We start from the raw sequence: 9,973 nt of genomic DNA on the forward strand, positions 1-9,973 counted from the left end.
GCCGTGTTCCTCTACCGACATCATCGCTAACTTAGCCAGGCCGCCCTTTATCTGGAACGAAATCCCCATCCTGGTGACCTCATGAATGCGATTGGGAAAGGCCAGCTATCCTCACTGGAAGTCATCAACACCTATGCCCCGGGCAAGTAGACCGCAACTAACCCAAACAGCGCCAGGTAAATTGGGATGCGATTGTCATCTCCCTACAGCAACATCGCCCCTGTTGTGTACACTAAAATCACAGCGCAGCAGCGTGCTGATTACCCTCTGGCATCTTGTGCAGCCGCGCCAGAAACGCGACAACGAGCAGACCATTCACGAAGCGATTTTGCGCCTTCCAACTCCACGACGATATAGACTCCTCGCCTACGAGACCCAACGCGAATACATTCACCATCAGGAAGCGACGCCGGTCTTGACGACCCACCCTCCGGCCTCCTCCTTCAGCCGCTCCCGATACCAAACCAACCAACCAACCAACCAAACAAACCCAAAGGACCTTATGTCAATCATTCACTCAACCCCTGCCAACAAGCTACGCTGGATTGGCGAACAAGGTCTGGCCTGGCAAATGGCGATGCGCTTTGGTTGCCAGACATGGACGCTGCCGCTGGCGCTGCCGAACTCATCCCCATTCACAGCGCCCACTTTCCGGCGTTTCGCCGCTGACCGGCGGATTTCCTGGGCCTGTGCCAATTCTTTCGGCTCGCCCGGGCCAAAACGGCGGACCCGGCGTCGCCGTGCCCACCACCCTCAATGCGGCCGGCCGTGACGAGGCCCAACTGCCGCCATGCGGATCACCGCGCCCGACCTTAGCCCAGCACCAGGAGATCAACGGTCTTCACACCTGTTGGGCGCAGCCTAACCAGTCCCGCACCCCTAGGAGTGGAGTGGCGTAGACAAGCGGCGTGGGCTGGGCTGATAACCAACGCTATCCGCTTCGGCAATTTTATTTTGCGACTTGACTACCAACCGCGAATCGAGCCTATCGGCGCTGGCCTGTGCCCTGACCGGCTATCACGACCAAATATGGCCTGCTGCCGGAATAGCGCAGCGGCCCAACCTGGAAGTGATTGTCACGACGCCCCGGACGACCCCACCGATTTCCATTTTGGGCGACTGGATTTGGCAGCAGCGCAAACCGGGCTGGCAGCAGCCGCTCGGCCCCATCCCGCTCATCAAAGGGTTCGTCGGGCCGAGTTGAACCACGAGCAGCGCAGCGCTGACGGCCGCGGCCGCGAACTACGGCTGCCCCGTTGCTCGGCATCGAGGTGGGCCACGGCGACGTGCCCGACGGGGAGTTTGAGGACCATTTTGCTGTTTGATGGGGCCGCCCCGCAGACAAAGCGGTAGGACGAACTGAGGCCACGGCAGCCGGCGTCGCTCATCGCTATTGGCCGACCCGCAGGCGTCTGTGGGCGAACTCCAAGCAACTGGTCGTGCTGCTGCATTGGCCGTATCCTGCCCGCCGACGCCCCCCGCTTGCCGCGGGCCTTCACCTCCTCCCTACAAAGCCATCGCCGAAAAACCGCCTGGTTGACGGGATCCGCGCCAGCGCGGTGCGCGTTGCTGGAAAACACCTGCCCTGAAGTGGTCCCCTTACGACCAAAACTGGGTCCACCACGTCCTGACCAACCCATGAAGGCGGAACATTAGGCATCAAATCTGGTCTCAATGGCCTACCACCCGGTGATGAAACTGGTAGATTGTGTGCGCGTGGCACGAGGCGTGGCGGCATGGATGAAAATGCGGAACGCGAGACGAGGAACGGTGAACAGGGCAAAAATCCAGTTCACCGGCTCATCCGCTCCCCCTTCACCCACCCTCATGCAGGCACCGGAGCGTTTGCGGCGAACTCCGTGGCCTGCCTCGCAAAACCAATTTTGTGGTACAAAGCGAAGCATTTGTCACCGATGCGTCGAACACCTCCGTTGGGCTTTTTTGTCAATCGCGAGACGGGAGTCATTGAGGAAGAAGGGTGATCCGGCTAGAGCCAGCAAGCATGGCCGGCAAAATCGCTATCTTCCCAAAGGCAGCGGTTCAAACGGTGGCCCCTATGTGCTGCTAGAAACTGTTTTATCGCGGTCAGGCGCCCATTGCCATTGTGAATACCGACATAGGACCAAAAGCGCCCTCGGCCTGCCTGCTGGAAGGTGACATCCTTACGCCTATGGCTTTGATGGCGACGAACGGCGCCATTCAATCGGTGACTTGGTGACAGGCGAGGCGGCGCGGCGAGCAGGTAGAGATTGAAGTGATAGAAAGAAGACCCAGGGTCGGGAAACCCTTTTGGTCCTGTCGCCTTTCCAACTGCAATCAGCCCGGTTATACTTCGGCTTGGGAGCAACGCCGTATTACCAAAGGCAAACGATCTCACGTCCGAGTGAATTTCTTGATTTCATCCTGGCCCTGACGATTATCCCCACTGTCGCCATGCCAGTGGTTATTTGAGCGTCCGTCCGGGGCAGCCATCGGTGCTGGGCGAACCCGATCGGTATCCTGCTCGGCCCGACGCTGGTAGATACACTCATCGCTGGCTCATTTTTCGTGAAGACATTCAACGTCGGAAGAAACCTCGCCGCTGGCGGAAATCGGGGCGATTTTGCTGATGATGTTACCGTGGGTGGAGCTGAATCTGTCTGACCTGCTGCGGTCTGGTAAGTGAGGCGTTCGCCTGACGCTGGGGAGTGATACTGCCACTGGCGATGGGGCGCGGCGTGGCCCCGTTGTTTGACCGCCCATGAACAGCGCCATTTTTATTGGGCTAACGCTGTCGGCCACCAGTGTCAGTATTTCGGCCCAAACGCTGTTGGAATTAGACCCGATTGCGCACGCGGGAGGGGATTGACCTTGTTGGGGCGGCGGTAATCGATGACGTTTTGGTCATTTTGGCGCTGCATAGCGGCAATTATGGGTCACCAACAGCGGCGGCTTGACAGTATTCTGATTACCATTGCGCGGATGGTGGGGGTATCTGGTGGGGGTAACGGCCGTTGGTATTCTGGTACTGCCCCGATTAGCGGCTCCTGATAGAACGGTTGCCCATCAGCGCAGGGGCTTATCGCCTTCCCGCTGTTCTCTTGAGTCTTGTTTCCAATGGCCGATGTACTGGTGGCATGGCGCCTATTATCAGCGCGTTTTGTTGGCCTGTTTCTCAGGGGGCGCACGGCCGCCCTTTCGTGAAGAGAGATCGAACAAGGCATTAACACTCTGGCGATGGCTTTTTGTACCCATCTTTTTGTCAACATTGGACTGGCGGTGGACATGGGTCATGAGCGGCAACGTTATCTGGGTGCTGGCGGTGGTGATTACGGCCGTAGCTAATCTCAGCAAAATCGTTCGATTGCGGTCTGGGGCCAGACTGGTCGGTTTTAGCAATCTGGAAGCCTTCCAACGGCGTGTGGGCATGGTATCGGCGGTGAAGTGGCTAATTCACGCCACCTTTGCTTTAAATAGCCGAAGGGCTGATCAGCCAGGAGAGGCGTTTTCCGTCGTCGTCTTCATGGTCATTGCGGCCACCCTGGTGACGCCACCCATGTTGCGCGCCGCCTTTGCCATCGCCCAAAGAGCCAGAAACGGCCAAAGTCTGTGGGTGCGAACGAGCGCTTTGCGCAAGATGCTGGCGCTGGAATGGAGGTAGGAGATTCTACCGGCTGCGGCCGACCAAATTATGAATGGTCTCCTGGGAGCGCAGGCGTCGTCCATCCGCCGGGGGAGTGGAAGGGACGTCCGCGCTCCCATTTTCAGAGGAGACAAAACGTCCGATGTACCAGATGGTTATGTTAGTTGGGTTGATGATGTCAGACGCGTGCAGCGCGGTTCTCGACGCCTGGGAAAACGGCTGGAGCGTCGTAGCATTATTTTAGACAGCACCCGCATCGGGCACGCAAGCGGGCCTGCGCGACGACATGTCCCTGCTGCCCAGCATCGCCAACCTGATGCGCGCCTGCGAAGAACACCACCGCACTTTGTCTACCGTGGTGGACAAAGAAGAGTTGGTGGATAAACCGATTGAAATCGTCGAAAGAATCATCGGAGACCTGTCTCAACCCAACAAAGGCATTTTTTTTGCGATGTTTTGCGGGTGGTGGGGTTGCGGAACAAAATCAATAAAAAAGCCCCGTCTAAAACGAAGGCTTTTCATTACGAGGGCGAAGAGGGACTCGAACCCACGACCTCACGGATGTGAACCGTCCCTGTAAATTTGCAACCACAGCCCACATATCCACCAAACATCGCTTATCCTTGTAGACTCCAATTCTACGACGCCGTATGGACTCCGCTTTCCCCTAATTGGACTCAAAATAGTCCATTCTCGCCCGATAATCCTAAGCTCCAGCAATTTACCTTGTGGACTATTAATCGTCCACGCCAGCAAAGGAGCTTTCATGAAAAGTGCAAACCGTCGCAAATTCTTAGCCATTGGCTGCCTGGGCTTCATCCTGCTCTGCGGACTCACCCTCCTGGCCGCCATCGCCGACAACGCCCTGCGCGATGCCGGCATACTGCCCACCTACACCGCCACCTATACCCCAACCATTACCCCAACCAGCACCCATACCCGGCCGCCAACCCTCCACCCACCAGCAGTCACACATCCACCCGCAGCCCACCGCCACCGCCACCCCTACCCGCATTCCATCAACCGCCACCCCTACCCGCATTCCACCAACCGCCACCCTGATGCCTGTGCCCATCAGCCTGATTAGCCTCACTTCGCCCGTATCGCCCAATAGCAACGCCACCCTGACCATCCAAACCAACCCCGGCATCGTTTGCAATCCTGGAATCCGTTACGCCAGCGGTAACAGCGTGGCTGAGGGCATGGGGCCAAAAACCGCCCCGGAAGATGGCTTGTTATCCTGGACGTGGACTGTCGGTCCTTCCACCACCCCCGGCACATGGACGGTGTTCATTAACTGTGGCCACACCTACCAACAGTGGCCGTTCACTGTCAACTAATGACACATTTAGAACAGCCGTTCTTGACTATCACGCGATAATCTTCTATTATGATGAAAATGATAGGAGGTTCGCATGAAGCAAATCGGTAATCCTAGATGAGGAAACAATTAAACAGATGAGAGAGCTGGCGGAATTATGGGGATTGCCAGAGGTTCGTCATAACACGCCTGTAATATCGCGTTGTGTTGAACGTATTTGGCTGATGGAAATCGGCAAAGATAAAGCCGATATTAGTGGCAAACCGATTGACAATATAAGTTAATCTGCTATTATTTTCTTTGTCTTAATAAAACGACCGCCGCCCACGGTAGCAACGTAGGCGGCGGTCTAACAATCACAGTAAAGGAGTCTTACCATGAAAGCTGATGACAATTATATCACCCCATTGATGTTCTTAGAAGATAGCTGCTTTCTCCCCTACGACGCCGGAGAAGCCCTTAGAAAACACATCAACGCCCTGCCCAACGACCCCGAAATGACCGCCATCCGCAAACAACACGCCCAGTTGGTGCGCGCCTTCGGCAAAACCCTACGCCAGGACCCCATTGGCAAAAAGTTATGGCCCGACGTGCGCAGCCTCTGCGGCGATGAAATAGAAAAGATCATCTATGCCTGTTTTCTCGCTGGCGTCTCCTACGGCCTCAGCCCCATCGTCACCATATCAATCTACGAATTAACCATAGCGGCCGTGGCCCCCGTCGAGGCCGCCAAATGGGACCGCTGGCAGCAAATAGAGCAGCAAATCCACACCCTCAGCAAAGATGTGCAGGCCCAATACGCATTGTTCGACCGCGCCACCGCTGAATACAAAAGCCAAGAACAAGACCACGCCTTCCTTCAAGGAATGCGCCAGGGCCAGCGCTTCAGCCGCCACATCACCACCCTTCTTACTCTTTAGCCAAAAACCGAAGATAACGCAGCGCCTGGTCTTTCTGTTCACCCGTCAGCTTACGGAACTGAAAGACCAGGTCGCGTTCTTCAGCTATTGTGGGGTGCGTCCGTGACAACAAACCAGCCAATTCCAATACAGTCACCGGGTTTGCATTCAGCGCCCGCGCCAGCTTGCTGCACACATCAAAAGACACCACGCCTTGTGGGTCCAATGCTCGTGCCACACTGCTGTGCGCGATGCCGGCCATCTGCCCCAATTCGCGGTTGCTCAGGCCGCGCCGCTTCATCTCTGCGGCCAGCCATTCGGCCAATTCCGCATGACCATTTGTACCCATTGCTCACCTCGCATCCACATCCCACCCCAAGCCCGGTCATCGTCCAGAATGGTACAATAATAGTAACCGTCAGCCGGCCACCTTATCATCCAATATGGTTCATAGACAGGCCACGCAGGTAGATGTATCCTAGTGGTCCAGTTATTTTTTTTAACCAGTTTGGACTATTCATAATCCACACTGGCACACACATCTTATCAGGCGAGCAAAGAAAAAAGACAGAAAAACAAAGGAAGGCAAACAATGGGAATAGAAACGGAACCGGTAATTTACACAATAGGCTCACTCTTCATCTTTGGCGCGGCCTACGCCACCCTCATCAACTGGCTGCGGCGTAACGGCTAGCTGGAAGGCTTCACCGCCTTCATGGTCGCTTTCGGCGTCCTTGTCACCCTCATCGCCAACAAAGCAATCCACCATCCTAACCCCTGGATGGACCTATTGCTAGAGCTGTCATGCTTCGCCGCCAGCGGTCTGCCCATGATCATCGAAGCCAGCTTTCTCGACTTCGCCTATCGCCGGCGCGCCGGCGAACAGCGGGCCATCCACCAGGCCAAAGGGGAACACAATGCCTAGACGAGACTTCTCTAACCTGGCCCTCTGGCTCCTGGAAGATACCTACGCTGCCCTACAGACCATCGAACGCGACATCGCCACCCTGATGGGCAGCCCGGCCCCAACCCGTGATCAGGCAATAATCACATTGGCGCGGGTGCGCGTAACGGCCGTAAACGCCCGCCTACGCATCACCGAAGCCCACCCCACAGTCCGCGACAAAGTCGCCAAGCGCAAATAAGGAGAAACCATGATTGATACAGCTTCAACAAACATAACCCTAACCATCACCCTCAAACAATGTCGCAATAAAGATGGCGGCGTTATGCACTTCAATGATGCTGGAACCTACGCATTGGTCTCAGACACAGAGACCGGCCAAAGCGTCGGGGGCATCGGCGCCTGCATCGGCGGCGGCTTCGAGATAGCCCTGGGTAAGAACGCATGGTTCATTGCCTACCCCGACATCTGGGCCGCCTTCGAGGCCGCCATAGAACAAGAAGAGGCAGATGGGGCGCACTAAATCATGGGCGCACAGCTTCGCGCAGCAATATGGGCCGGGCTTGTGCGCCCTTTCTGTTTTAGTAGCAGCAGGAGCGAACCGGCAAAACGCCCACAAATCACACCTTGCCGAGGGCGATGCCACAACCGCGTTTGCCCCGTTCCGCTCTCACCAACGCCTTCCGGCACAGCCGGTATAGCTTTTGCTAAATCTTATTATCATAAGCTACCTGTTGACCATAACAGGGGCTTTTGAGGCCGTTGGGCAGGCTGGATCACAATACATGTTGAGCAAGCATGAATCGCATTTTAGCCACAATACACTTAGTAAGGACGTAACCATGACCAGACACCAAGCAAGCATCACAATAATTATTCTTTTGCCCACACAGCATTGTTGCTGCGCTGCTGGACGAGCCAGCCAGCCACGCACCGGCCTCCCCCCGCCCCTGGTGGCGGCTGGGAACGGGGTGGGCGCGGGTCGCTGATGCAATTTACCAAAACCGGAGCCGGAGGGCGCCATGATTGACATTGTTGAATTGAAGCGGGTAAAACCGAATCGAGGAAGTTATACGGCACGGCTACGCCCCTTGAAGGGGCGCGGCAAGTATCTGAACGCTGAAAGCCTTGATTCATTGGTGGTCAATGTTGAGGATCAGCTCTACTTCTGGAACAGCCAGGGGCACAAGGGCGACGGGATTAACTGGCTGGAGAATACGTAGGCATGACTTCAACCAGGCCATCAAGTGACTGGCGAATCGGGCAGCATCGCGCTGCATCTGGATGCCGCGGCTGCTGCTGCTTTTTCGGCGGCCAGGAAGCGGGCGGATTGTTGACGGCCGTGATGGGAATTCCTGGAAGGCAAGCTGACGGATGCTGCTGCTACGGCGTATTACGAGCGGGCGGCTGGTCAGCGGAAACCGTGACGGGCTGCGGCTTGGGAATAACGACCGCAAGGGCAAACCGGCCACCTCGCCAGATGCACGAATCGGATGTGAATGATCGATTGTGCAGGCGGTGATGGCTATGCCGGTCGGGACGTGGGTATATGGGCAATGTAGCCGCTGGGTCGCGTGAATATGTCAGCGCCCGTAGCGTGGCCGAGAAAAGATACTGGAATCCACCAGTTGACCTGGCTGCGAGCGGCTGCCTTTGTGGAAACCGATTTGGCCAAATGCACAACGCCACCTTTGTGGTATTGCGGAAGGGGAAGCGGATGCGCTGACACTGGCGCGCAGTGGAACGCGCCCACGCGCTGACCGGGCAACAGCCAATGACATGCTTGCTGAAACAATTGGGGCGCTTTGACCGGGGTGTATGTGGCGCTGGACAATGACCAGGCCGGTCAGCGCGGCGGCATTGAGTTGGCGCGCCGATTGGGGCCAACGACGCGCATTGAGGCGTGGCCTGCGGCGACAAGGCGAAGGATGCCAACGACTGGTTGTAGTAAAAGGGGCCAGCAACAAGATGCTCTATGATGTGCTGGGCAACGCGCCTATCTTTGCCTTTGGATGCCATCGGGCCGCTGCTGCTGCTGGTATCGAGAAGGAAGAGATGGTTAAGGAAGCGGCTGAACTGGTCGCCACCTTTGCCGGAATACCACTTCGAGCGGGTAAAGAAGGCGGCAGCCGATGCGCCGTAAATCAGCCCGCGGGAACTTAGCGGCATGGTGAAGGCGCTGCAAAAGACAACAAAGGGCCGCGCACAAGATCGGAACTGACAAAGGCCAATGTGGGTTCATTGATGACCATCTTTTTGAGTTGGTTTATGACCCGGACCATGAAGGAGGGCCACGCACAGCGTTTGCCGTGCGCGGGGCCGGATTGGCCGTCTCAGCATATCGCCCACCCGACACGGAAAACTACCGCATCTTTCCGTTCACGCCATTTGAGAGCGTGATGAGCACAGGAACCATTTGGCTGCCTAGCGGCCTGGGGCATTGCACACATCAGAGATGGATCTGCAAGGGCGAGTGCAGGCGTTTATCCACAAGTATGTAGACCTGCCGCCAGACATCGAAACGCTGGGCCAGCTATTATGTCATGCTGACCTGGTTGCCTGAGTTCATTGTTTCGCCATACCTTCACATGCCAGGGGTGATAGTGACAGCGGTAAGAGCTGTTCACTTAAAGTAGTGGGGAACTGTGTATGTGCGCCTTCACCCCAACGACGACGCCAACGCCTGTTTTCCGCACGATGGAGAAGTGGGCGGCTGCACAGTGAGACAATGATGAGCCAATCGCCCAGCGGAAACATCGAGTGACTGGGTTCAGATGCTCAACACCGGCTATAAGCAGGGTCATATCTTGCGCACCAACATGGCAAATGGCGAAGTTGTCGTCGAAGTGTTCAGCGCCTTCGGGCCGAAGATTCCCAATGATGCGTGGGCGGTTTGTGGACGATGCCACCGAATCACGCTTTGCCTGACCTGGAAACATCGTCTTGCCGCGTCCGACCGACATTGAACGGTTCCATCCAGGACCGTGAAGGTTGGCAAAAGAGGCCAGGGAGATACGCAACGCGCTGGCGTTCCGGCTGAAACGCTGGCGTGATGTAAATCCCTAACTACAACGCCGAGACAATGGCCCAGATGTCATCGCCTGGTAGAAATCACCGTGCCTCCTTTCCATCAGCGAAGAAGAGAAATTCAAAGAGAGCATCATGGATTTTGTGGAGAAAATGAACCGCAAGGCAATTACGCAGCGCAGCCTGTGACGTTGACGGCC

General features: G+C 56.4%; 14 protein-coding genes. 13 read left to right on the plus strand and 1 reads right to left on the minus strand.

The genetic code is table 11. From position 1 onward, the window contains the following. The first annotated feature begins 223 nt into the window (after window positions 1-223). The 8 genes from IPM39_29320 (at window position 224) to IPM39_29355 (ending at window position 5,863) form a co-directional block, all read left to right on the plus strand. Window positions 224-772 (plus strand): hypothetical protein, encoded by a 549-nt coding sequence (locus tag IPM39_29320; GenBank protein MBK8990117.1) that lies wholly within the window; start codon window positions 224-226, stop codon window positions 770-772. 189 nt (window positions 773-961) lie between these two features. After that, the gene (locus tag IPM39_29325) at window positions 962-1,204 is read left to right on the plus strand and encodes a hypothetical protein (GenBank protein ID MBK8990118.1); all 243 of its coding nucleotides are present in this window, start codon (window positions 962-964) and stop codon (window positions 1,202-1,204) included. A gap of 532 nt (window positions 1,205-1,736) precedes the next feature. Then, on the plus strand, window positions 1,737-1,982 hold the full coding sequence (locus IPM39_29330; GenBank protein ID MBK8990119.1) for a hypothetical protein: 246 nt from the start codon (window positions 1,737-1,739) through the stop codon (window positions 1,980-1,982). 1,289 nt (window positions 1,983-3,271) lie between these two features. After that, window positions 3,272-3,640 (plus strand): hypothetical protein, encoded by a 369-nt coding sequence (locus IPM39_29335; protein ID MBK8990120.1) that lies wholly within the window; start codon window positions 3,272-3,274, stop codon window positions 3,638-3,640. A 748-nt stretch (window positions 3,641-4,388) separates the two neighbouring features. Then, window positions 4,389-4,709: a hypothetical protein gene (locus tag IPM39_29340; protein MBK8990121.1), complete on the plus strand. Its 321-nt coding sequence runs from the start codon at window positions 4,389-4,391 to the stop codon at window positions 4,707-4,709. Beyond that, on the plus strand, window positions 4,684-4,962 hold the full coding sequence (locus IPM39_29345) for a hypothetical protein (GenBank protein ID MBK8990122.1): 279 nt from the start codon (window positions 4,684-4,686) through the stop codon (window positions 4,960-4,962). The genes IPM39_29340 and IPM39_29345 overlap by 26 nt, the downstream gene beginning before the upstream one ends. Before the next feature lie 118 nt (window positions 4,963-5,080). Then, entirely contained in the window at window positions 5,081-5,227 is a 147-nt protein-coding gene (locus IPM39_29350) for a hypothetical protein (protein ID MBK8990123.1), read from the plus strand. A gap of 93 nt (window positions 5,228-5,320) precedes the next feature. Continuing rightward, the gene (locus IPM39_29355; GenBank protein MBK8990124.1) at window positions 5,321-5,863 is read left to right on the plus strand and encodes a hypothetical protein; all 543 of its coding nucleotides are present in this window, start codon (window positions 5,321-5,323) and stop codon (window positions 5,861-5,863) included. Here IPM39_29355 and IPM39_29360 read toward each other — a convergent pair. Continuing rightward, entirely contained in the window at window positions 5,853-6,191 is a 339-nt protein-coding gene (locus IPM39_29360) for a hypothetical protein (protein ID MBK8990125.1), read from the minus strand. The two genes, IPM39_29355 and IPM39_29360, sit on opposite strands and share 11 nt — an antisense overlap. Before the next feature lie 366 nt (window positions 6,192-6,557). On the opposite strand from IPM39_29360, the gene IPM39_29365 reads away from it, so the two are divergent. The 5 genes from IPM39_29365 to IPM39_29385 all read left to right on the plus strand — a co-directional run bounded on the left by IPM39_29365 (window position 6,558) and on the right by IPM39_29385 (window position 8,889). Next, the gene (locus IPM39_29365) at window positions 6,558-6,767 is read left to right on the plus strand and encodes a hypothetical protein (GenBank protein MBK8990126.1); all 210 of its coding nucleotides are present in this window, start codon (window positions 6,558-6,560) and stop codon (window positions 6,765-6,767) included. Then, the gene (locus IPM39_29370; protein MBK8990127.1) at window positions 6,760-6,987 is read left to right on the plus strand and encodes a hypothetical protein; all 228 of its coding nucleotides are present in this window, start codon (window positions 6,760-6,762) and stop codon (window positions 6,985-6,987) included. The genes IPM39_29365 and IPM39_29370 overlap by 8 nt, the downstream gene beginning before the upstream one ends. Window positions 6,988-6,996: 9 nt before the next feature. Continuing rightward, entirely contained in the window at window positions 6,997-7,269 is a 273-nt protein-coding gene (locus IPM39_29375; GenBank protein ID MBK8990128.1) for a hypothetical protein, read from the plus strand. A gap of 499 nt (window positions 7,270-7,768) precedes the next feature. Further along, the gene (locus tag IPM39_29380) at window positions 7,769-7,969 is read left to right on the plus strand and encodes a hypothetical protein (GenBank protein MBK8990129.1); all 201 of its coding nucleotides are present in this window, start codon (window positions 7,769-7,771) and stop codon (window positions 7,967-7,969) included. A gap of 752 nt (window positions 7,970-8,721) precedes the next feature. Next, window positions 8,722-8,889 (plus strand): hypothetical protein, encoded by a 168-nt coding sequence (locus tag IPM39_29385; GenBank protein ID MBK8990130.1) that lies wholly within the window; start codon window positions 8,722-8,724, stop codon window positions 8,887-8,889. The last annotated feature ends 1,084 nt before the right edge of the window (window positions 8,890-9,973 follow it).

Origin of the sequence: Candidatus Leptovillus gracilis, assembly GCA_016716065.1 — a bacterium.
Classification (GTDB): domain Bacteria; phylum Chloroflexota; class Anaerolineae; order Promineifilales; family Promineifilaceae; genus Leptovillus; species Leptovillus gracilis.

Coding starts and splice junctions, on each gene's coding strand:
- IPM39_29330 (MBK8990119.1), top strand. CDS start 1,737: ATGGATGAAAATGCGGAACGCGAGACGAGGAACGGTGAACAGGGCAAA.
- IPM39_29335 (MBK8990120.1), top strand. CDS start 3,272: ATGAGCGGCAACGTTATCTGGGTGCTGGCGGTGGTGATTACGGCCGTA.
- IPM39_29340 (MBK8990121.1), top strand. CDS start 4,389: ATGAAAAGTGCAAACCGTCGCAAATTCTTAGCCATTGGCTGCCTGGGC.
- IPM39_29345 (MBK8990122.1), top strand. CDS start 4,684: ATGCCTGTGCCCATCAGCCTGATTAGCCTCACTTCGCCCGTATCGCCC.
- IPM39_29350 (MBK8990123.1), top strand. CDS start 5,081: ATGAGAGAGCTGGCGGAATTATGGGGATTGCCAGAGGTTCGTCATAAC.
- IPM39_29355 (MBK8990124.1), top strand. CDS start 5,321: ATGAAAGCTGATGACAATTATATCACCCCATTGATGTTCTTAGAAGAT.
- IPM39_29360 (MBK8990125.1), bottom strand. CDS start 6,191: ATGGGTACAAATGGTCATGCGGAATTGGCCGAATGGCTGGCCGCAGAG.
- IPM39_29365 (MBK8990126.1), top strand. CDS start 6,558: ATGGTCGCTTTCGGCGTCCTTGTCACCCTCATCGCCAACAAAGCAATC.
- IPM39_29370 (MBK8990127.1), top strand. CDS start 6,760: ATGCCTAGACGAGACTTCTCTAACCTGGCCCTCTGGCTCCTGGAAGAT.
- IPM39_29375 (MBK8990128.1), top strand. CDS start 6,997: ATGATTGATACAGCTTCAACAAACATAACCCTAACCATCACCCTCAAA.
- IPM39_29380 (MBK8990129.1), top strand. CDS start 7,769: ATGATTGACATTGTTGAATTGAAGCGGGTAAAACCGAATCGAGGAAGT.
- IPM39_29385 (MBK8990130.1), top strand. CDS start 8,722: ATGATGTGCTGGGCAACGCGCCTATCTTTGCCTTTGGATGCCATCGGG.